At 48.5% G+C, this 22,312-nt stretch carries 21 protein-coding genes and 3 tRNA genes; 3 read left to right on the top strand and 21 right to left on the bottom strand.

Annotated elements, in window-relative coordinates; genetic code table 11:
• The first annotated feature begins 220 nt into the window (after positions 1 to 220).
• A complete protein-coding gene (locus tag FFS57_RS00470; protein WP_137935779.1) occupies positions 221 to 430 on the top strand; it encodes a cold-shock protein in 210 nt (69 codons plus the stop codon).
• A gap of 52 nt (positions 431 to 482) precedes the next feature.
• Here FFS57_RS00470 and FFS57_RS00465 read toward each other — a convergent pair whose 3' ends face one another.
• Positions 483 to 1,169 (bottom strand): DUF599 domain-containing protein, encoded by a 687-nt coding sequence (locus tag FFS57_RS00465; RefSeq protein WP_137935778.1) that lies wholly within the window; start codon positions 1,167 to 1,169, stop codon positions 483 to 485.
• Positions 1,170 to 1,500: 331 nt separating this feature from the next.
• Between FFS57_RS00465 and FFS57_RS00460 the strand changes: the two genes are divergently transcribed.
• Positions 1,501 to 3,354: a phosphoenolpyruvate carboxykinase (GTP) gene (locus FFS57_RS00460; RefSeq protein WP_249383825.1), complete on the top strand. Its 1,854-nt coding sequence runs from the start codon at positions 1,501 to 1,503 to the stop codon at positions 3,352 to 3,354.
• A 123-nt stretch (positions 3,355 to 3,477) separates the two neighbouring features.
• On the top strand, positions 3,478 to 3,966 hold the full coding sequence (locus FFS57_RS00455) for a type II secretion system protein (protein ID WP_249383824.1): 489 nt from the start codon (positions 3,478 to 3,480) through the stop codon (positions 3,964 to 3,966).
• 144 nt (positions 3,967 to 4,110) lie between these two features.
• Here the strand turns inward: FFS57_RS00455 and FFS57_RS00450 are convergent.
• From FFS57_RS00450 to nuoG, 20 genes are all read right to left on the bottom strand, one after another.
• A tRNA-Thr gene (locus FFS57_RS00450) sits at positions 4,111 to 4,186 on the bottom strand.
• A gap of 78 nt (positions 4,187 to 4,264) precedes the next feature.
• Positions 4,265 to 4,341, bottom strand: a tRNA-Pro gene (locus tag FFS57_RS00445).
• Between the two features lie 65 nt (positions 4,342 to 4,406).
• Entirely contained in the window at positions 4,407 to 4,787 is a 381-nt protein-coding gene (locus FFS57_RS00440) for a MerR family transcriptional regulator (protein WP_137935777.1), read from the bottom strand.
• Positions 4,762 to 5,070 (bottom strand): integration host factor subunit alpha, encoded by a 309-nt coding sequence (locus FFS57_RS00435; RefSeq protein WP_137935776.1) that lies wholly within the window; start codon positions 5,068 to 5,070, stop codon positions 4,762 to 4,764. Before FFS57_RS00435 ends, FFS57_RS00440 begins: the two co-directional genes overlap by 26 nt.
• Positions 5,071 to 5,079: 9 nt before the next feature.
• Complete coding sequence (gene pheT / locus FFS57_RS00430) at positions 5,080 to 7,440, bottom strand: phenylalanine--tRNA ligase subunit beta (RefSeq protein ID WP_137935775.1); 2,361 nt, start codon at positions 7,438 to 7,440, stop codon at positions 5,080 to 5,082.
• A 25-nt stretch (positions 7,441 to 7,465) separates the two neighbouring features.
• A complete protein-coding gene (gene pheS / locus FFS57_RS00425) occupies positions 7,466 to 8,449 on the bottom strand; it encodes a phenylalanine--tRNA ligase subunit alpha (protein WP_137935774.1) in 984 nt (327 codons plus the stop codon).
• A gap of 106 nt (positions 8,450 to 8,555) precedes the next feature.
• A complete protein-coding gene (gene rplT / locus FFS57_RS00420; protein WP_137935773.1) occupies positions 8,556 to 8,915 on the bottom strand; it encodes a 50S ribosomal protein L20 in 360 nt (119 codons plus the stop codon).
• A 12-nt stretch (positions 8,916 to 8,927) separates the two neighbouring features.
• Positions 8,928 to 9,128 carry a 50S ribosomal protein L35 gene (gene rpmI, locus FFS57_RS00415; protein WP_137935772.1) on the bottom strand — a complete coding sequence of 67 codons (201 nt, stop codon included), beginning with the start codon at positions 9,126 to 9,128 and terminating at the stop codon, positions 8,928 to 8,930.
• A gap of 106 nt (positions 9,129 to 9,234) precedes the next feature.
• The gene (gene infC, locus FFS57_RS00410) at positions 9,235 to 9,753 is read right to left on the bottom strand and encodes a translation initiation factor IF-3 (protein WP_171013496.1); all 519 of its coding nucleotides are present in this window, start codon (positions 9,751 to 9,753) and stop codon (positions 9,235 to 9,237) included.
• 26 nt (positions 9,754 to 9,779) lie between these two features.
• Positions 9,780 to 11,690, bottom strand: a complete 1,911-nt coding sequence (gene thrS, locus FFS57_RS00405; RefSeq protein ID WP_137935770.1) for a threonine--tRNA ligase — start codon at positions 11,688 to 11,690, stop codon at positions 9,780 to 9,782.
• 139 nt (positions 11,691 to 11,829) lie between these two features.
• Positions 11,830 to 11,906, bottom strand: a tRNA-Val gene (locus FFS57_RS00400).
• A 57-nt stretch (positions 11,907 to 11,963) separates the two neighbouring features.
• A complete protein-coding gene (locus FFS57_RS00395) occupies positions 11,964 to 12,251 on the bottom strand; it encodes a DUF2818 family protein (RefSeq protein ID WP_249383823.1) in 288 nt (95 codons plus the stop codon).
• 8 nt (positions 12,252 to 12,259) lie between these two features.
• A complete protein-coding gene (nuoN, locus tag FFS57_RS00390; protein ID WP_137935769.1) occupies positions 12,260 to 13,714 on the bottom strand; it encodes an NADH-quinone oxidoreductase subunit NuoN in 1,455 nt (484 codons plus the stop codon).
• A gap of 29 nt (positions 13,715 to 13,743) precedes the next feature.
• Positions 13,744 to 15,237, bottom strand: coding sequence for an NADH-quinone oxidoreductase subunit M (locus FFS57_RS00385; protein WP_137935768.1), 1,494 nt, complete (start codon positions 15,235 to 15,237; stop codon positions 13,744 to 13,746).
• A gap of 41 nt (positions 15,238 to 15,278) precedes the next feature.
• Positions 15,279 to 17,297 (bottom strand): NADH-quinone oxidoreductase subunit L, encoded by a 2,019-nt coding sequence (gene nuoL, locus FFS57_RS00380; protein ID WP_137935767.1) that lies wholly within the window; start codon positions 17,295 to 17,297, stop codon positions 15,279 to 15,281.
• 48 nt (positions 17,298 to 17,345) lie between these two features.
• On the bottom strand, positions 17,346 to 17,651 hold the full coding sequence (nuoK, locus tag FFS57_RS00375; RefSeq protein WP_137935766.1) for an NADH-quinone oxidoreductase subunit NuoK: 306 nt from the start codon (positions 17,649 to 17,651) through the stop codon (positions 17,346 to 17,348).
• 35 nt (positions 17,652 to 17,686) lie between these two features.
• Positions 17,687 to 18,325 carry an NADH-quinone oxidoreductase subunit J gene (locus FFS57_RS00370; RefSeq protein ID WP_137935765.1) on the bottom strand — a complete coding sequence of 213 codons (639 nt, stop codon included), beginning with the start codon at positions 18,323 to 18,325 and terminating at the stop codon, positions 17,687 to 17,689.
• Between the two features lie 45 nt (positions 18,326 to 18,370).
• Entirely contained in the window at positions 18,371 to 18,859 is a 489-nt protein-coding gene (gene nuoI, locus FFS57_RS00365) for an NADH-quinone oxidoreductase subunit NuoI (protein WP_137935764.1), read from the bottom strand.
• Positions 18,860 to 18,873: 14 nt separating this feature from the next.
• Positions 18,874 to 19,923: an NADH-quinone oxidoreductase subunit NuoH gene (gene nuoH / locus FFS57_RS00360; protein ID WP_137935763.1), complete on the bottom strand. Its 1,050-nt coding sequence runs from the start codon at positions 19,921 to 19,923 to the stop codon at positions 18,874 to 18,876.
• Between the two features lies 1 nt (position 19,924).
• Positions 19,925 to 22,300, bottom strand: coding sequence for an NADH-quinone oxidoreductase subunit NuoG (gene nuoG / locus FFS57_RS00355; protein WP_137935762.1), 2,376 nt, complete (start codon positions 22,298 to 22,300; stop codon positions 19,925 to 19,927).
• Positions 22,301 to 22,312: the final 12 nt, after the last annotated feature.

Below are 22,312 nucleotides of genomic sequence, written 5' to 3'. Positions count from 1 at the left end.
CAGGCTTACCTTATGCAGAAAAATGCATATCACTTCAAACGTTTACAGTAATCTATTCATGCGTCATCACAAGTCTCTTGACTCGTGACAGGGTTTGCTCTTAAATGCCGTTCTAGAATTTGGACTCTACGAGTAACACCGTTACAAACTAGTCGTCTGGATTCGAAAACAAACCACACAACACAACAAGTTGGATTGCAACACAAGTAGGTGAGGGAAAATGGCAACTGGCACCGTAAAATGGTTCAATGACGCAAAAGGCTTTGGTTTCATCACCCCGACGGAAGGTGGCGAGGATGTATTCGCACACTTCTCCGCCATCCAGATTCAGGGTTTCAAAACCCTGAAAGAAGGTCAGCGGGTCTCATTTGACGTCGTAACAGGTCCGAAGGGCAAGCAGGCTAGCAATATCCAGCCAATGCAGAACTGATCGGCTGTTATTCCGTCAGGAACAGGCCCGGTTTAATGGGCCTGTTTTCATTTCAACTTAAATCACCCCGCATCGCCGCCAACGTCCGCGATCCAAAATCTCGCCGATACAAAACATAGACAATCAGCGCAATGGCTGCCATGAATACCGCAGGCCTTACAAACCAAGCGACTGCGGCCAATCCAAAGTAATAGGCGCGCACACCACGATTGAATTCCTCCCCTGCCTGCGTATTGATTGTAGCCGCCTTGACCGCAAATGCCGCGTGTTCGCTTCCCTGATCCGGCATGGGCGCGCAACCAATCAGAATCGACAACAGATTGAACTGCCGAAGTGACCAGGTGAACTTGAAATAGGCATAGATAAAAATCACCAACATCAAAATCAACTTGATGTCCCAACCCGCTTTGCTAATACCACCTGGTGACAATGGAAGCTCTGCCACAAATGACATAACCTGTTCAGATGTTCCCATCAAGGCCAGAATACCAGCGATGATATACATCGATGTCGTCGCAAAGAACGATACGCTGTTGATCAGGTTGCCAACCAATGCAGAATCGGTAATGCGGTTGTCTCGCAACAGCAAACGTTGCATCCATTGCAAGCGATGTGCCTGTATGTAATGTGTCAGGCTACGTCCGTTCTCGGTCTCCCGGTCAGCGAAGTAGCCATAGCCAAACCAGCAAGCAAAGAAAAATGCCAATGCCAACCAATCAGAAATAGATAGATAATTCATAAGCCTAGCTCACTTTTATGACAACACGTGGCGACGAGCGCATCGTCTTCAGTTAAAATGGTCTAAAAATAGTCATGTCAACAGCAGCATCCTGTGCAGAAATGCAAACGAATGTAGGTGATGTTGGCATATATAACAAGCTTCCAATCAAACAACCAAGCTGCGGCCAACAATAACCCAGGCCATCAAGACAGCGGTTGCGGTAAGCGCCCAGGCGGAGCGATTCCGCCAAGGAAACAATCCAAGTTCTTGGAGTTCGATCACACGCTTCATGTGATACCACCTCCGGGCCGAAGATGTTTCTTTTTTTGTTTTATCAGGAGATCAATTTATGCTGTCATCGACTATGGCCGGTGCGGGCCAGCTTAACCCGCCCGCTTACGTCAAAAATAAGTACTTGCTTGAATGGGCTCGCGAAATGGTCACATTGTGTGAACCTGAAAAGGTTTACTGGTGTGACGGATCACAAGAGGAATATGACACCCTCTGCGCACAAATGGTTGAATCCGGCACGCTCATCAAGCTCAACTCCACCCTCCGTCCCAATAGCTTTCTTGCCCGTTCCGACCCTTCTGACGTCGCTCGAGTCGAAGATCGTACGTTCATCTGCTCCAAAGAGAAAATCGATGCCGGCCCAAATAACAATTGGGTTGCACCAGATGAAATGCGCAGCACATTGAACGAACTATTCAAAGGCTGCATGCGTGGCCGCACGATGTATATCGTGCCGTTCTCAATGGGCCCATTGGGCAGCCCGATTGCACACATTGGGGTAGAAATTACTGACAGCCCATACGTGGTCATCAGCATGCGCACCATGACCCGCATGGGCAAAGCAGTTTACGACGTATTAGGTGAAGAGGGAGAATATGTTCCTTGCATGCACACCGTGGGCTCGCCGTTGGCACAAGGAGAACAGGACGTTTCCTGGCCCTGTAACAAGGAAACTAAGTACATCGTGCATTTCCCTGAAACAAGGGAAATCTGGTCTTACGGTTCCGGTTATGGTGGTAATGCCCTGTTAGGCAAGAAATGCTTTGCCCTTCGCATTGCATCGACCATGGGCCGTGATCAAGGCTGGCTGGCGGAGCATATGCTAATTCTTGGCGTAGAGTCTCCCGAAGGTGATAGAACCTATGTTGCGGCAGCCTTCCCGTCAGCTTGTGGCAAAACCAACTTTGCCATGCTCATTCCCCCCAAGTCGTTCAACGGCTGGAAGGTCACCACGATTGGAGACGACATTGCATGGATCAAGCCAGGTCATGATGGCCGCCTGTATGCCATCAACCCTGAAGCAGGTTATTTTGGTGTGGCACCGGGCACGTCGGAAAAAACCAATCCGAACGCCATGGCCACTCTTAAAGAAAACTGCGTTTTCACCAATGTCGCGTTGACTGATAACGGCGATGTATGGTGGGAAGGTATGAGTAAAGAGGCGCCCACACACCTGATCGATTGGCAAGGTAAAGACTGGACACCTGACATTGCACGAGAGACCGGCCGCAAAGCTGCTCACCCGAATGCTCGTTTTACCGCACCAGCCTCACAATGTCCGTCTATTGATGCAGACTGGGAAAATCCGGCAGGCGTACCGATTTCTGCGTTCATCTTCGGCGGCCGACGTTCACACGCCGTACCACTAGTCGTAGAAGCATTCAATTGGAACTACGGTGTCTATATGGCAGCAACCATGGGCTCGGAAACCACTGCTGCTGCGATGGGCAAACAAGGTGAGACACGCCGCGATCCATTTGCCATGTTGCCATTTTGCGGATACCACATGGGTGACTACTTCAACCATTGGCTGCAGATGGGCCATATCGTCGACGAAAAACCAAGCATCTTCTGCGTCAACTGGTTCCGTACCGATGCCAGCGGCAACTTCATTTGGCCTGGCTTTGGCGAAAACATGCGAGTTCTGCAGTGGATCGTCAATCGCTGTAAAGGCAAAGCACCCGCCCGCCAAACCGCACTAGGCTGGATGCCCGCCTATGAGGATATCGACTGGAGTGGCCTGAATAGCTTTACAAGAGCTGACTTCGAACAGGTCACCTCAATTGACGCAGCACTCTGGCAAAAAGAGCTGGATGAGCATGGTGAACTGTTTGAAAAACTGAAGGAACGCTTACCTCAGGAACTGGTATTGAAGCGCGAATTGCTGCGTATGGCACTGGCTGATCGATAACGCCAAACAATAAAAACAGAGGCGAGCCCAGCAGCCGCCTTTGTTTTTTACAGATCATCGGCTTAGGTATTACGACCATCAGCCATACTGTCCCATATCAATCAAGCACGTTACAATTGGCGAATGAATATCATACACGCCAATAAAATGCACAAAGGTTTCACGCTGATGGAGGTGCTAGTCACCTTGGCTATTGTCGCCATTTTGGCTACGATGGCAACACCCATTGCGCTAAATGCCGCCAAAAAGCAGAAAGAGGCAGAGCTCAAGCAAGCACTCGCTGAGATACGAAAAGCGATCGATACCTACAAAGCCGACTCGGAGGCGGAGCGAATCCCCCGACTTAAAAGTGAATCCTTCTATCCTCGCTCACTAGGAGAACTGGTCAATGGTGTCAATGACTTAAGAAATCCAGGCCAGAAAATCTTCTATCTTCGCCAACTACCTCGCGATCCATTTTTCAAGAATAAGAATGCAGCCCCCGATAAAACCTGGGGGCTACGCAACTCGCAAAGCACCAATGAAAACCCACAACCCGGTGCAGATGTATTCGATGTTTATTCTACCAGCCCCGATACCGGCACCAATGGCATTCCATATCGCAAATGGTGAGAAGCTTTTTGTAGCCTAATGACTTCAATACAATACCCGCTAAGTAGCTGGCATTGATTTGAACAGCTCTAAAATATATTTAAATCAAATAGCCTTGAAAGCAAAAAAGAAAAACGCGAACCTCATTGAGATTCGCGTTATATTTGGTGCCGCCTATCGGATTCGAACTGATGACCCCCTGATTACAAGTCAGGTGCTCTACCAACTGAGCTAAGACGGCATATTTATTTTTATACCAAAAAATTTGGTATTTACTACCCTTTCACTGCACCACAATTTTGCAATGCACTTTAATTTTTGGTCGGGGCGGCGGGATTCGAACTCGCGACCCCTTGCACCCCATGCAAGTGCGCTACCAGGCTGCGCCACGCCCCGACGAAGAGCCGGAATTATAGCAAAACCAGAAAATAATACTAGTACTTTTTTTAAAAAAACTGCAGTTAACTTTCAAGAAACTGCAGAATATTGACCAACTCATTTCGCAATTGCGAAACCGACATTGACTTAGAAGGAGAAAATGGTAATTCAGTATCCCGATGACCATTCGCCACTCCATCTTCACTTAATTGATGTCGCGCGCCACTAATTGTGAAACCTTGCTCATACAACAACGACCGAATCTTGCGTATCAGTAGTACCTCATGATGCTGATAGTACCGTCGATTACCTCGACGTTTAACTGGCTTGAGCTGAGTAAACTCCTGTTCCCAGTAGCGTAATACGTGGGGTTTCACCCCGCACAAGTCGCTGACCTCCCCAATGGTGAAATAGCGCTTGGCGGGGATCGGCGGTAAATCAGTTGTTGGAACTGTTTCCACCATAACGTTTCTCGACCATTCCCTTCAGCTTTTGACTAGCATGGAACGTCACGACACGGCGTGCAGTGATGGGGATTTCTTCCCCGGTCTTCGGATTGCGGCCAGGGCGCTGCGGTTTATCACGCAGCTGGAAATTACCGAAACCCGACAGCTTGACACTGTCTCCTGACTCCAGTGATGCCCGAATTTCCTCAAAGAACGATTCAACCATATCTTTGGCTTCGCGTTTATTGAGCCCAACCTTTTCAAACAACAAATCAGCCAATTCGGCTTTTGTTAACGTCATGAATACTCCCTACACTCTTAGTTTAGCGCCGTGCTTCTCACTCAGCACGCTGACCAGCCGGGACATTACGGCCTCCACCTCTTCGTCAGTGAGCGTTTTTTCCATATCCTGCAACATGACGCGGAAAGCCAAGCTCTTGAAGCCAGCGTCCACACCCTTGCCACGATACACATCAAATAACGCTATCTCGCTGATTATACTTATTTTTTCATCAACAAGCGAGTCCATCAGTTGCTGAACTGCAATCTGTTCTTCCACCACAACGGCAATATCCCGACGCACGGCCTGGAACTTGGAAATAGCACGCGCTTCTGGAACCATACGACGAGCAATGATACCTGCATCAATCTCAAAAACGATAGGTACTTGATGCAATTCGTATTTCTGTACCCATTGAGGATGCAATTCACCTAACCAACCCACACATTCGCCATCAACCAAAATGCGCGCGGAACGGCCAGGATGTAAAGCCGGATGCACTGCGGCTTCAAAGCGAGCAACCAACGGCTGCAACATAGCTTCAACATCTGCTTTCACATCATAGAAATCGACGCGTTCAGCACCTGCTGCCCATTGCTCAGCATAACGACTACCCGCAGCCAAGCCAGCCAAGCGCTCTGGCTGCGTCAATTCATCCGCCTGCTGAACAAAAACGCGCCCCAATTCGAATACACGTACACGTTCATGCTTACGATTCAAATTGTGCTGCAACGTAGTGATCAACCCCCCCCACATTGTGGAACGCATCACGCTCATTTGACTGGCAATGGGATTTTGCAACTTGACCGGGCTCAAGTTATTGGCGAAATCCGCCTCCCAAGCCGCATCCACAAACGAATAATTGATGACTTCTTGATAATCGCGTGCTGCCAGCATTTGCTTTGCCTGCGACATCGGGCGCTTCAAACCACGTTGTGGCAACATCGCCAAAGATGCTTTGGGCGGCCGAACCGGTACAGTATCGTAACCATACAAACGTGCGACCTCCTCGATCAGGTCCTCTTCAATCTCAATATCGAAGCGGAACGAAGGTGGCGTCACGGCGATCACGTCCCCTGCAATTTCCACGTGCAAACCCAAGCGGGACAGTAGATTAACAATCAAATCCGCAGCCAATCCAACACCCAATACTTTGGCAACGCGACTTACGCGAAGCTTAACAGGTGGTCGCGCCGGTAGAGCAGCCGTTGCCTCTGTAATCGGCGCAGCCTGACCACCACAAATTTCCAATACCAGCGCAGTTGCACGCTCCATCGCAAGCTGAGTAGCGGCAAAATCAACACCACGTTCAAAGCGATAGGAGGAATCCGATCCGAAACCCAGACGACGAGATTTGCCGTGAATCACCTTTGGTGCAAAAAATGCACTTTCCAAGAAGATATCCTGCGTATCGTCAGCAACGGCGCTTTCGGCACCACCCATGATCCCAGCCAATGCCAACGCCTTTACTTCGTCAGCAATCACCAACATATCGCCTTTAAGCTCAATGATCTTGTCATTGAGCAGTGCAATTTGCTCGCCATCGCGCGCGAAACGAACTTGAATACCGCCGGCTAGCTTGTCCAGATCAAACGCATGCATTGGTTGACCAAGCTCAAGCAATACATAGTTTGTGATATCGACAATTGATGAGATCGAGCGAACACCACTACGCTCCAGACGGCGCTTCATCCATGCTGGGGTAGGTGCGACAGCGTTCACGCCGCGGATAACGCGCCCACAGTAACGTGGGCAAGCAGCCTCCGCTTGCAACTGAATGCTGCGGGTATCCTGAATGGTTGCCACGATAGGTGGCACCTTCAACGGATGAACTTCCGCTCCTGTAATGGCAGCTACATCACGGGCAATACCTTGAATGGATAAGCAATCTGAACGATTTGGGGTCAGCTTGAGGACCAAAACCCGATCATTCAGTTCATAGTATTCTCGGAAGTCAGCGCCAATCGGGGCATCACTCGGTAACAACAATAATCCGTCAACGTCTGCAGGCATGCCCAGCTCATCTGCCGAACACAACATACCAAACGACTCAACACCACGTACTTTGGCTTGCTTGATACGGAAATCACCCGGCAAGACTGCACCAACCAATGCACACGGTACTTTTACACCAACTGCAACATTGGGTGCACCACAGACAATTTGTAACGGTTCTGCTGTACCAATATTCACCGAACAAACATTGAGTCGGTCTGCATTTGCGTGGCGCGTAACGGACAGAACCTCTGCCACAACAACCTGCGTAAAGTCAGGTGCGGCCGGGTCATTTTCTTCAACTTCCAAACCTGCCATTGTCAGCAAATGGGCAAGTTGCTCGGAATTCATGCTGGGGTTCACCCAGCTGCGCAACCACTTTTCTGAAAATTTCATAAGCTCGTTTCCACTTGGCGTCTGTTTAATTGAACTGCTTCAAGAATGTCAGATCGTTCTCAAAGAACAGTCGCAAGTCATTTACGCCATAGCGCAGCATGGCGAAGCGATCCAAACCAATGCCAAAAGCAAAGCCAGTATAGGTTTCGCTATCGATCCCCACATTGCGCAATACATTTGGGTGCACCATCCCGCAGCCCCCAACCTCCAACCAGCCACGCGCGCCTAAAACGTCAATTTCTGCAGATGGCTCGGTAAATGGGAAAAACGAAGGACGGAAGCGAACTTGCAAATCATCACGCTCAAAAAAGCGTCGCAGGAAGTCAATCAAGACCGCCTTCAAATCGGCAAAACTGACATCTTTATCCACCCACAACCCTTCCATCTGGTGAAACATGGGTGAATGCGTTGCATCCGAATCAACGCGGTAGACACGTCCTGGCGCAATAATCTTGATAGGAGGCTGATTGGACAGCATGTATCGAATCTGGATAGGTGAGGTATGAGTACGCAGCACGTCACCATTTTCAACGTAAAAAGTATCCTGCATCGCCCGTGCCGGGTGATCTTTAGGAATATTCAGCGCTTCAAAATTGTGGAAATCACTTTCGATCTCAGGGCCATCAGCGACCTCAAAGCCCATGGAGTGGAATAATGCTTCAATACGCTGCTGCGTCAGCGTAACTGGATGCAATCCCCCGGTGTGCTGACCGCGACCCGGTAACGTTACATCCAGCGCTTCGGCAGCCAACTGCTTTTCCAGAGCCAATTTTGCCAACGCGTCGCGGCGATCATTCAATGCCGCTTCAAATTTCTGTTTTGCTTGATTGATACTCGCACCCACCGTGCGTTTTTCTTCTGCAGGTAGCTGCCCCAGTTGTTTGAGGAGCTCAGTCAACGCGCCGCTTTTACCCAGATATCTAGCTTTGACCTGCTCTAGTTCAACTTGGTCTTGTACCGCTTGCAGCTCGGTTAAACCACGATCCAATATTTCATTCAGATTCTGCATGATGGGTCTGTGATAATGTGGAAAAAACAACAAGCCCGGCCGAGCTTGGGAAAATTTAGTCGGAAAAAAAGGGAGGCTTTTGCCTCCCTTTCATCTTCCAGACAGCTTAAGCAGCGAGGCCGGCTTTAGCTTGCTCGACGATACGAGCAAAAGCGGGCTTATCAAACACTGCCAGATCGGCCAGAACCTTACGATCGATTTCGATCATGGACTTCTTCAGGCCGTTCATGAATTTGCTGTAGGTCAGACCACATTCGCGGGCAGCAGCGTTAATACGTGCGATCCACAATTGACGGAACTGACGCTTACGCTGACGACGGTCACGGTAAGCATATTGACCCGCCTTCATTACCGCTTGCTTAGCGATACGATAGACGTTCTTACGACGACCACGATAGCCTTTCGCTAGGGCGAGGACTTTCTTATGACGCGCGCGCGCCGTTACACCACGTTTTACTCTTGGCATAATTCGATCTCCTTAGGCAGCGTAGGGCAACATCGCACGAACATGACCCATGTTCGTCGGGTGAACCATCGTCGTACCACGGAGTTGACGCTTATTCTTTGTGGTCTTCTTGGTCAGGATGTGGCGCTTAAAAGCCTTACTGCGCTTAACACCGCCCGAACCCAGAACCTTGAGGCGCTTTGCAGCACCGCTCTTGGTCTTCATCTTCGGCATAATGCTCTCCTTATATTCGGTAAAAGGTGGCTGCGATTACAGCACTTGAAACCCGTTACCAACCAATTTACCAAACAGACTGCTCTGTTCGGCAAATCCTTGCACCTTATTTCTTCTTAGGTGCGATAACCATCACCATCTGGCGTCCTTCCATCTTCGGGAACTGTTCAACAGCCCCTACTTCGGCTAGGTCGCTTTCAACACGCTTCAGCAACGCCACACCAAACTCTTGGTGAGCCATTTCCCGACCGCGGAACCGCAGAGTAATTTTAGCCTTGTCACCTTCCTGCAAAAAACGCAGAAGATTACGAAGCTTAACCTGATAATCACCCTCATCCGTGCCAGGTCGGAATTTGATTTCCTTAACCTGGACCTGCTTTTGCTTCAGCTTGGCTTCATGGCGCTTTTTGCTCTCGCGGTATTTGAACTTGCCGTAGTCCATCAAACGGCATACCGGCGGCTGAGCCTGCGGGGCAATCTCAACCAAATCAACCTCAGCCTCTTCCGCCAAGCTCATTGCCTGAGCAAGCGTAACGATACCGAGCTGTTCACCTTCCTGACCCACCAAACGGATTTGCGACGCATCAATTTCGCCGTTGATCCGTGGTTCACGTTCCTGAGCTATAGCAGTGTCTCCAAGTCGTATAAAAACTAAACCGTGCTACCCGGCATTTCTTGGCAAAGGCGCTCAATAAAGGCCTCTACCGTCATCTGCCCCAAGTCTTCGCCTTGGCGGGTACGCACGGCAACCAATCCTGCAGCCTTCTCTTTATCGCCGACAATCAGCTGATAAGGCAAACGCTGCAAACTATGTTCGCGAATTTTATAGGTTATTTTCTCGTTTCTCAAGTCCGAGATTGCACGGAAGCCCGCTTTTCTAAGGCTTTGAGTAACTTCTTTGACATAATCCGACTGAGTCTCGGAAATATTCAAAACAACCATTTGCACTGGAGACAGCCATAACGGGAGGCTTCCGGCATAGTTCTCAATCAAAATACCCAAGAATCGCTCCATCGAACCCAGGATTGCACGATGCAACATTACCGGCCGTTTACGTGCATTGTCTTCGGCAATATACTCAGCATCAAGCCTCTCTGGTAGCACAAAATCCAACTGCAATGTGCCACATTGCCATACTCGGCCAATCGAGTCTTTCAAAGAGAATTCAATTTTGGGCCCATAAAATGCACCTTCACCAGGCTGAAGATCAAATGCCAAACTCTTGGCTTTTAGTGCATCTGCCAATGCAGCCTCCGCCTTGTCCCAAACTTCGTCAGTGCCTGCTCGTTTTTCCGGGCGAGTAGAAAGTTTCACCAAAATCTGGTCATAACCAAAGTCCAAGTACACACGCTGCAACAGCTCAATAAAGTGCATGGACTCTTCTTGAACCTGCTCTTCCGTACAGAAGATATGAGCATCATCTTGCGTAAATCCACGAACCCGCATGATGCCATGCAACGATCCGGAAGGTTCATTTCGATGGCAAGCGCCAAACTCCGCGATCCGCATTGGCAAATCACGGTAGCTCTTCAATCCTTGATTGAAAATCTGAACGTGACCAGGACAGTTCATCGGCTTTACTGCGTAATCACGCTTCTCCGACTCTGTCGTAAACATATTCTCACGATAGTTTTCCCAGTGTCCAGATCGCTCCCATAACACACGGTCCATTACCATCGGCGTCCGTACCTCTTGATAGCCAGCCTCTTTCAGAACCTTGCGCAGGTACTGTTCGACAGTCTGCCAAATAGTCCAGCCTTTAGGGTGCCAGAAAACCATCCCAGGTGCTTCTTCCTGCAAGTGAAACAAGTCCTGCTGCTTTCCGATTTTCCGGTGATCGCGCTTTTCTGCCTCTTCCAATTGGTGCAGGTAAGCATCCAAATCCTCTTTCTTCGCCCAAGCAGTACCGTAGACACGTTGCAACATTTCATTTCGTGCGTCACCTCGCCAATAGGCACCAGCCACCTTCATCAACTTGAACACTTTCAACTTGCTAGTTGACGGCACGTGCGGACCACGACATAAGTCGACAAAATCCCCTTCACGATATAGGGAGACTTCTTCGCCACTAGGGATTGCTCCAATCAGTTCTGCTTTATAGCGTTCACCTTGCTCTTCAAAAAAGCGAACAGCGTCATCACGCTGCCAAACTTCGCGTGTAACCGGGATATCGCGCTTGGCCAACTCGCTCATCCGCTTTTCGATTGCGACCAAATCTTCTGGTGTGAAAGGACGCTTGTAAGCAAAATCATAATAAAAGCCGTTTTCAATGACCGGGCCAATAGTCACCTGAGCCTCAGGGAACAATTCTTTCACAGCATAAGCAAGCAAATGTGCAGTTGAATGGCGAATGACCTCTAATCCATCTGCGTCTTTATCAGTAACAATTGCGAGCGCAACATCACGATCAATTACGTGAGAGGTATCAACCAATCGCCCATTGACCTTTCCAGCCAACGCAGCGCGTGCCAAACCCGCACCAATACTTGCAGCCACCTCTGCAACAGAAACAGCATTTTCAAAGGTACGCTGCGAACCATCAGGAAGCGTTACGATAGGCATTGTTTGGCCCTTCTAACTCGTTACAGGTAAATTGGGTACTATAAATCAGCGAACAAAAAAAAAGTGCAGCTAGGCTGCACTTTTTATACAAGTTAACATAGCCATTTCTATTCAACGAATGCTAACTTGTTCTATGTCGTGGTAGGCGCGATTGGACTCGAACCAACGACCCCCACCATGTCAAGGTGGTGCTCTAACCAGCTGAGCTACGCGCCTAAAGAGCTACGCATTATAGGGAATCTTTTCCCCTTTCGCAACACTCATTGCTATTTTCTATATGCCAGGTTTTCGCCACAAATAACGAAATATAAATCCTGGCGCAGCCATCACGATAAAGACAGCTGCTGTCGAAGCATAGAATTGCCACTTTTGCGCTTGTACGGGGCCAAACTGACGTTCAATCAATATTGATACCGCACCTAATAGAAAATATAGAATCAGTAGCTCAAGCAATCGCCACTGCAATCCTTTTTTCCCGTTACATTGAAATACAAAAAACAAACGATTCGATATAAAAGGTAAATTGGCGACCATCAGGGCCGCCAATAGAATCGTACTCACACCATAAATCACGACAGTTTCACACTGTGCTTGATTGCTTCAATGCAAATCGACATCAATCCGTTGGGCATTATGCCGAGGATCAGAATCAATGCTCCATTGAAAGATAACAATACATGTGAATCGCCCGTTCCCTGCAAGGGATTATCTCTCTCCGCGGCATCAAAAAACATCAACTTGATGATGCGCAGATAATAGAAAGCACCTACCAATGAGAACATGACTGCAACAATTGCCAACCAATATGCCTTGATGTCAACAACCGCCTGGATTACCTGTAACTTGGCCCAAAAACCGATTGTACCTGGAATACCTGCCATTGATACCATCAACAACAACATCAGGAAGGCATACCATTTGCTACGGTCAGCCAAACCTTTAAAGGTATCAAGACTATCAGCATCGTCATCCTTACCAGACAATAACAACAAGATACCAAATGCACCCAACGTCATTAGTACATAAGCCAGTGCGTAGAACATGGAGGCAGCGTAACCAGTTACGTTTCCTGAAAGAATACCCAACAACAGGAAACCCATATGGGAAATGGTTGAGTAAGCCAACATCCGCTTGATACTTGTTTGCACAATTGCAGTTAAATTACCAACCGCCAATGAAGCAACAGCCAATATCATCAACATCGGCTGCCAATCTTTTACCAACCCGCTCAGCGCTATAACCAGTAGGCGAATAACAAATACAAATGCTGCCAACTTTGGCGCAGAACCGATGAACATGGTAATCGCAGTAGGAGCACCCTGATATACGTCAGGTACCCACATATGGAAAGGTACGGCACCGAGCTTAAATGCTAGGCCAGCAACAATAAAGACAACCCCTAAAGCCAACAAACCTTGGCGAGCATCCCCACTGGCAATCTTGCTTGCAACAATCTGAAGATCCAAACTACCAGTAGCACCGTAAACCATGGACATACCATACAGCAGCATACCGGACGCCAAAGCCCCCAGAACGAAGAACTTCAATGCTGCCTCAGTGCTAATCGCAGAATCGCGTTGTAATGCAACCAAGGCATACAAGCTCAACGACAGCAGTTCCAGGCCGAGGTACAACACCAACAGATTGTTGGCGGACATCATGACCATCATCCCCAACATTGCAAATAGGGACAAAGAAAAAAACTCACCCTTAAAAAGACCACGTTGTTGTAAATAATGACGCGAATAGATAAACATCGAGCCAACACTGACATAGGTTGCCAGCTTCAGCCAATCTGACATGGCATCATCAACGAACATATTGTTGAAGGCGTAGCCAATATCAGGCGACATGGTGCTCACTGTGAAGTAAGCACAACCCAAAAGCGTCAGCAACGACAAACCGAACACAACCTGTGACGATTCATCCTTGACCAACACATCTACCATCAAGATCACGGCAAGTGCACACAACAGGAATACTTCTGGTGCTGCGGCGATCAAGTTCATACCAGCGAAATTCATTACGCGCCTTCCCTCAAACTTGCCTGTCTCTAGATTTTGCTACGAGCGACATGTGCGATCAGGTCATTCACAGACATGTGCATCTTAGAAATAAACATTTCAGGATACAGACCCATGCCTAGTACGGTGATTGCCAATATGCCTAGCAGGACAAACTCACGAGTATTGATATCTTTCAATTGTGCGACATGCTCGTTCGCAACATCACCAAAAATGACACGTTTATACATCCACAGGGTATAAGCAGCACCAAAGATCAGTGTGGTTGAAGCCAGGAATGCATACCAGAAATTGGTCTTAACCGCACCCATGATCACCAAGAACTCGCCCACAAAGCCAGACGTTGCAGGTAAACCAGCATTTGCCATAGCAAATAACATCATAAATGCTGCGAACTTGGGCATAGTATTTACAACACCACCATAGTCAGCAATCTGGCGACTATGCATGCGGTCATACATCACACCAATACAAGCAAACATGGCAGCAGAAACAAAGCCATGCGACAGCATTTGGATCAAGGCACCTTCAACACCTTCGTTCGTCAGATAACCGCCCGCAAACATAAATAAGCCAAGAGTCACAAAGCCCATGTGCGAAATTGACGAATATGCAACCAGCTTCTTCATGTCAGACTGGATTAGCGCAACCAAGCCAATATAGACAACACCAACCAACGACAAGAAGATCATGATACCGGACACAGCATGTGCTGCATCAGGAGCAATCGGTAGGCTGAACCGCAGGAAGCCATACGCACCAATCTTCAGCGTAATCGCAGCCAATACCATTGAACCACCTGTAGGGGCCTCAACGTGTGCGTCCGGCAACCAAGTGTGAACTGGCCACATTGGAACCTTCACGGCAAACGACATGAAGAACGCAAAGAACAGCCACTTTTGGACATCAAGCGGCAAGCGCAGCGCATGGTAATCCATGATATTGAAGCTGTGGCCTGACTGAATATACAGGTAGACAAAGGCTACCAGCATCAGTAACGAACCCAGCAAGGTGTACAAGAAGAACTTAACTGCAGCGTAAACACGGCGCGGCCCCCCCCACACACCGATCACCAGGTACATCGGGATCAACATGGCCTCAAAGAACACATAGAACAGCACTGCATCCAGCGCTGCAAATGTGCCGTTGATCAACCCGGACATGATCAGGAATGCAGCAAAATATTGTGCTACACGGCGTTCGATGACTTCCCAGCCAGCGACCACTACCAATAGTGTAGTGAAGCTGTTCAACACTACAAACAGCATGGAAATGCCATCAACACCCAAGTGATAATTGATGTTGAATCGATCAATCCAAGGCTTCAATTCCTCAAACTGCATACCACCATGCAAGGATTGAAATCCCGTGTACAGTGGCAACGACACCACAAAACCAGCCAATGCCCCCAATAGCGCTATCCAACGCGCCAGCCCGGCATTGCGATCACTACCTGTCGCCAACACCAGCACACCAGCCAGAATGGGCGTCCAGATGGCTAGACTCAGCAAATGTTCACTCATGACTTACCTATTCTCGTTTCTCTGCAGGTGTATTGAATTTCTCAACCAATCAGGCCTTTAACGACGAGGTGCAACAACAACAATGCACCAATGATCATCGCAAAAGCGTAGTGATAGATGTAGCCAGACTGCAAGCGACGTGTCAGCGTAGCAATCCAACCAACCACTTTCGCAGAGCCGTTTACAAACAAGCCATCGATAATCGCAACATCGCCCACCTTCCAAAGCCCAGTACCCAGCAGACGACTACCTTTAGCAAATACGTTGAAGTACAAGTCGTCCATGTAGTACTTGTTTTCCAGCACACGATAGATCAATGCACACTTGTTCTTGATCATCTCTGGAATATCAGGACGCTTCATGTACAGGAACCAGGAGGAACCTACCCCAGCAGCAGCTAGCCAGAAAGGCAACGTCTGCAATGCATGTACACCCATCGCACCGGCACCGCGGAAAGCTTCCTTCAATTCAGCCATTACATGGTGGTGATCAGAAACAAAGATCACGCCTTTGAAGAAATCGCCAAACAACATCGGTTCGATTGCAAAGAAGCCAACCAGAACCGAAGGGATCGCCAGCAACACCAATGGCAACGTAACAACCCAAGGCGTTTCGTGCGGCTTCTCACCCGGAGCCAAGCCATGATGGTGGTCATCATCATGATGATCGTCATCGTGATGGGCAGCCTTACCAAATCGCTCTTCACCATGGAAGACCAAGAAATACATCCGAAACGAGTAGAAGGCTGTCACGAAGACACCGGCAACAACCGCAAAGTAAGCAAAACCACTACCTGCAATGTGCGATTCCTTCACGGCTTCGATAATTGAATCTTTTGAATAGAAGCCCGACAGGAAAGGCGTACCAATCAGTGCAAGCGAACCAACTAAAGAAGTCAACCAAGTGATTGGCATGTATTTGCGCAGACCACCCATATTCCGAATGTCTTGATCATGGTGCATACCAATGATTACGGAACCAGCCGCCAAGAACAACAGCGCCTTAAAGAACGCGTGAGTCATCAAATGGAAGACAGCGACTGAATACGCCGACACACCAAGTGCAACCGTCATATACCCCAATTGGGACAAGGTCGAATATGCCACCACACGCTTGATGTCGTTCTGGATAATCCCTAGAAAACCCATAAAGAGCGCGGTAATCGCACCAATTACAGTAATAAACGACAATGCAGCGTCAGACAATTCATACAATGGCGACATCCGCGCCACCATGAAAATACCTGCGGTCACCATGGTTGCAGCGTGAATCAGCGCTGAAATCGGGGTCGGGCCTTCCATTGAATCTGGCAGCCAAACATGCAACGGGAATTGGGCCGATTTACCCATCGCACCGACAAACAGTAAGATACAAGTCACAGCCAACAAAGGCCACTGAATGTCGCCAATCAAATTGATAGTTTTACCAACCAGTGCCGGTGCTGCTTGGAACACAGTCTGATAGTCCATGGATCCAGTATGGGCAAACACCAGACCAATCCCTAAAACAAAGCCAAAGTCGCCAACACGGTTTACCAGAAATGCTTTCAGGTTAGCGAAAATAGCTGTCGGCCGTTTGAACCAGAAACCAATCAGCAAATAGGACACCAAACCTACAGCTTCCCAGCCAAAGAACAACTGCACAAAGTTGTTCGACATAACCAGCATCAGCATCGAGAATGTGAACAGCGAGATATAGCTGAAGAAACGCTGATAGCCAGGGTCATCGTGCATATAGCCAATGGTGTAGATATGGACCATCAGTGATACAAATGTGACCACGCACATCATCATGGCAGTCAGGTTGTCCACGAGGAAACCAACTGACAGGTCAATGCCATTAATCGTCAACCAGGAATAAACCTGCCCATTGAACGGCTGGCCCCCCTGCAGCAAATAATTCAGCGTATAGGCAGAACCGGCGAACGCGGCAGCAACGCCAAGAATGGTCGCCCAATGCGCACCCGCACGGCCAATAAAACGGCCAAACAGGCCTGCCAGAATCGCACCGGCCAAAGGCGCCAGCGGAATCATCAGGTAGAGCGTTTTCATATCAGTCATGATGAAGCGTCGTTTTCTGTTTATTAGAGGAGGCCAAAGATAAAAATATCAGCCCTTCAGCTTATCGATATCTTCAACATTAATTGTGCTCAGGTTGCGGAACAGCACAACCAATATCGCCAAACCGATCGCAGCCTCGGCTGCAGCAACAGTCAAAATGAAGAACACGAAAATCTCACCTGCGGTATCACCCATGAACCTCGCAAAAGCAACGAAGTTCATATTGACGGCAAGCAGCATCAGCTCAATTGCCATTAGTAATACAATGATATTTTTTCGATTCAGGAAAATGCCCAAGATACTGATTGCGAACAAAATAGCGCCAAGGACAAGATAGTGAGTCAGCGTTAACACGTTATTGAATCCCTGATTAATTGGCCTTGTTGCCGTTATTCGGCAGCTTTCTGTTCATCGGTAACAGCAGGCTGTTCGATGACTGGAGCCATTTTAATTACCCGAACGCGATCAGAACTCTTAACTTTTGCCTGTTCACCTGGATTTTGTGCTTTTGCATCTTTGCGGCCACGTAAAGTCAGCGCAATTGCTGCCACAATGGCGACCAGCAAAATAATAGCCGCAATTTCAAACGGATAAATAAACTGCTGGTATAAAGTCAAGCCGATGATTTTAGTGTTGCTAACATCAGCTGCCTGCGGCTGTATAGGCGCAACAGTACTCAAACCACTCACAGGGCTCTTGAATACTGCAACCATTTCAACAACCATCAAACCAGCTACAAGGCCCGCAAGCGGCAAGTTTTTCCAGAAGCCACCACGTAACTTCTCGAAATTGATGTCAAGCATCATCACCACGAACAAGAACAACACCATTACCGCACCAACGTAAACCAGTACCAGCGTAATTCCGAGGAACTCAGCCTGTATCAACAGCCACAACGCGGCACCATTAAAAAATGCCAGCACAAGAAATAAAGCCGCATGTACCGGATTTTTTGCCGTAATGACACGACCGGCCGAGAAAACCAGTATGGCCGCCAGAAAATAAAATACGAGCGTCTGAAAAGTCATGACCCAGACCTTGTTGTTATGACACTAAACCCATGATGGGGCGTTTTAACGATATTTCGCATCGGCTTCACGCGCTTGCGCGATTTCAGCCTCGTATTTGTCGCCTACAGCCAACAACATCGGCTTGGTGTACAACAAATCACCACGCTTTTCACCGTGATATTCGAAAATGTGTGTTTCAACAATCGAATCAACGGGACAGGATTCTTCACAAAAGCCACAGAAAATGCACTTTGTCAGATCGATGTCATAGCGTGTTGTGCGTCGTGTGCCATCATCCCGTTGCTCTGATTCGATAGTGATCGCCATCGCAGGGCACACAGCCTCACACAACTTACATGCAATACAACGCTCCTCACCATTTGGATAGCGACGTAATGCATGCAAGCCACGGAAACGTGGACTTAATGGTGTCTTCTCCTCAGGAAACTGAACGGTGATCTTGCGTTCAAAGAGGTGGCGGCCCGTCAGCATCAGACCCTTCACCAGCTCATACAGCAAAAATGTTTTGAAGAAACTGGTCAACTTATTCATTCGGTGTCTACCTACTAACTCCACAAGGAGAGCGGACTCATGATCCAAACTCCGACAACGGCAACCCATACCATGGTCACAGGCAAGAAGACCTTCCAACCCAGGCGCATAATCTGGTCATAACGATAACGGGGGAATGTTGCCCGGAACCATAAGAAGCAGAAAAGCAAGAACGAAACTTTGAATGCCAACCACAGGAAACTCGATGCCCCAAGAACAGGCCAACTCTTCGGGAAGGGGGACAACCAACCACCCAAGAACATCAAGGCAGTCAGTGTCGACACGAGAATCATGTTGGCGTATTCAGCCAAGAAGAATACTGCAAATGGCATACCTGAATATTCGACGTGAAAACCTGCAACGATTTCCGATTCACCTTCCGCAATATCAAAAGGTGCCCGATTTGTTTCGGCCACACCTGATATCAGATAAACAAGGAACATCGGAAACAAAGGCAACCAGTTCCAGCTGAAAAGGCTACCACCCAACATCCCATGGGATTGCGCTTCAACGATCTTAATGAAATTCAGACTAGAGGAAACCATTAATACGCCAACCAGCGCAAAGCCCATCGATACTTCGTATGACACCATCTGGGCAGCGGAACGCATCGCACCCAAGAAGGCATATTTCGAGTTTGATGCCCAACCAGCCAGAATAATTCCATACACACCCATTGACGAAATGGCCATGATGAACAGCAGGCTTGCATCAATATTTGCCAATACAGCGTAATCTGTGAACGGAATAACTGCCCAACACACCAATGCAGGGGCAATGGCCAAAACTGGGGCTAGCCAAAACAGAGATTTGTTAGATTGAGCTGGTACGACGATTTCCTTGAAAATCGCTTTTACCGCATCCGCAATTGGCTGTAGCAAACCAACAGGGCCTACCCGGTTCGGGCCAATACGAATTTGGATATAACCGATAACCTTACGTTCGGCCAACGTAAGATAAGCTACTGCACCCAACAAAGGTAACACGATGGCAACGATTTTGATCAAGGTCCAAATCGTAACGCCCGCCGCTTCCCCTACCACACTTGTTAGCATCTCAAGCATGTTATGCACGCTCCAAAGCAATGGCACCAAACATATTGCCCAGGCCAGCAGTTGCCGGATGTCCCGCGGGAACACGAACAACATTGGCAGGCAACTTGTCGTCAATCAGCACCTTCAACGTTACGCTACCTGACTGCTGAGATACCTTAACTGCATCACCGAACTTCACACCCAGCTCCTCAGCCAATTTGCTGTGGATCGATACTGCAAGCGCCTTGCCATCTTTAGTCATTTGCAAGGCGGGTGCACGGCGAACCAATGCATCAGCTTGATAGATCGGTACTTCACCCAAGCGAACCAAGCCACATTGAGCAGCATGACTTTCAAGTGCTACTGTTACATCTGTTACATCGTTATTCAGCAAAGTTTCAATAGATGTCTGCCCGGAAGCTAAAACGGTGTCGCGAACTTCTTCTGAAGAATTGAATTCGAATCCATCCAAGCCCATCAAATTAGCGATTACACGCAGAACCTTCCAAGCAGGACGCGTATCCCCGAGCGGCTTCACGACACCATTGAAGCTTTGCACCATTCCTTCCATATTGATGAAGGTGCCAGACGTCTCACTGAAAGGGGAAGTCGGCAACAGCACATCCGCATAATCCAGCGCATTATGCTTGAATGCAGACATAGCTACGACCATATCGGCTTTCACTACAGCAGCCAGTGCTTGTTGTCCATTGTGGGCATCCAGCTCCACTTCTGTGTTCAACAACAGATAAGCTTTGCGCGGACTTTCGAACATTTGACACGCATTCAAGCCCGTGATGCCAGTTTTACGCAACTCGGCATGCATTGGGTGTGCACCGGCAACAGCCGCACCAACGGTATTCGCGTTAGGCACTAACTCACCACATACCGCACCAGTCAAGACTTTGAGTGCATTCGCCAAAATACGTAGGGATACGTATTCTGGATGATACAAAGCAGACTGACCAAGTAATACAGCGCTACGTTCACCAGAACTTAAACTTTGGGCAATAGCTTTTGCGTCTTCCGAAACAGCAGCGCCTGATACGAAATTCGCGACCGCGTCAGGCAATGTGACAGATTTTAGTTGTGCAACCTCTTTTACTACCGCTGCCAACACATTGACGATTTCATTAGGTGCAACCACAGCTTTCGCATTAACCGCGCAAAGCAGATTGTCGTCATGTGACTGAATGAAATTAAGCTGTGCGCCCTTCTTCACTGCATGACGCAATTTAGCCGCAATCAATGGCTGTTCTTTACGAATATTTGCGCTAACAAGGAGAATACGATCCAGCTTGCCAAGATTTGCAATCGGCATGCCGAGATGAGCGATACCACTCTCTTTACCATCTGCACGGAAATCAATCTGGCGTGTACGTGTATCAACGTTGCCACTACCCAAGCCTCTCACCAGCTTTTGCAGTAGATACAATTCTTCCAGTGTACTGTGTTGACTTGCCAATGCACCAATGCTATCGGCGCCATGACGAGCTTTAATATCAGCCAAACCATGTGCTACATAATCAAGCGCAGTTTGCCATTCAACTTCATGCCATTTGCCATCTTGCTTGAGCATGGGCTTGGTCAAACGCGCTTCAGAATTCAAAGCTTCATAGGAGAAGCGATCACGATCCGCTATCCAGCACTCGTTGATCGATTCATTTTCACGCGGCAGAACCCGCATGACTCGACCTTGCTTAACTTGCACTATCAGATTGCTACCCAGTCCATCATGTGGACTTACCGACTTACGGCGGGACAGTTCCCAAGTACGGGCAGAGTAACGGAACGGTTTGGAGGTCAATGCACCGACTGGGCACAGATCAATGACGTTACCGGAAATTTCTGAATCAACCGTTTTATTGATAAACGGCAGAATTTCGGAATGTTCGCCGCGGTTGGCCATCCCGATTTCCTGGAAACCACCGATCTCTTCTGTGAAGCGGACACAACGGGTACAATGAATGCACCGGGTCATATCTGTAGAAATCAGGGGGCCCATGTTTTTATTGACAACGACACGTTTCTCTTCCTGATAACGGGAAGCGGTGTTGCCATACCCTACAGCCAAATCCTGTAACTGACATTCACCACCCTGATCACAGATTGGGCAATCCAATGGGTGGTTGATCAACAGGAATTCCATTACTCCTTTTTGTGCTTTGGAAGCCAAAGGAGAATGCGTGTGCACTTTCATCCCGTCCGTAACGGGCGTGGCACAGGCTGGCAAAGGCTTAGGCGCCTTTTCCACTTCAACCAAGCACATGCGGCAATTCGCTGCGATCGACAACTTTTTGTGATAGCAGAAGTGGGGAATATAAGTCCCAACAGAATTGGCTGCCTCCATGACAGTCGAACCATCGGGAACTGTCAGTTTTTTGCCGTCAATTTCAATTTCAAGCATCGCTTTTCGCTA

Source organism: Chitinivorax sp. B (genome assembly GCF_005503445.1).
Classification (GTDB): Bacteria; Pseudomonadota; Gammaproteobacteria; order Burkholderiales; family SCOH01; genus Chitinivorax.
This window is presented reverse-complemented; position numbering and strand designations above follow the sequence as displayed.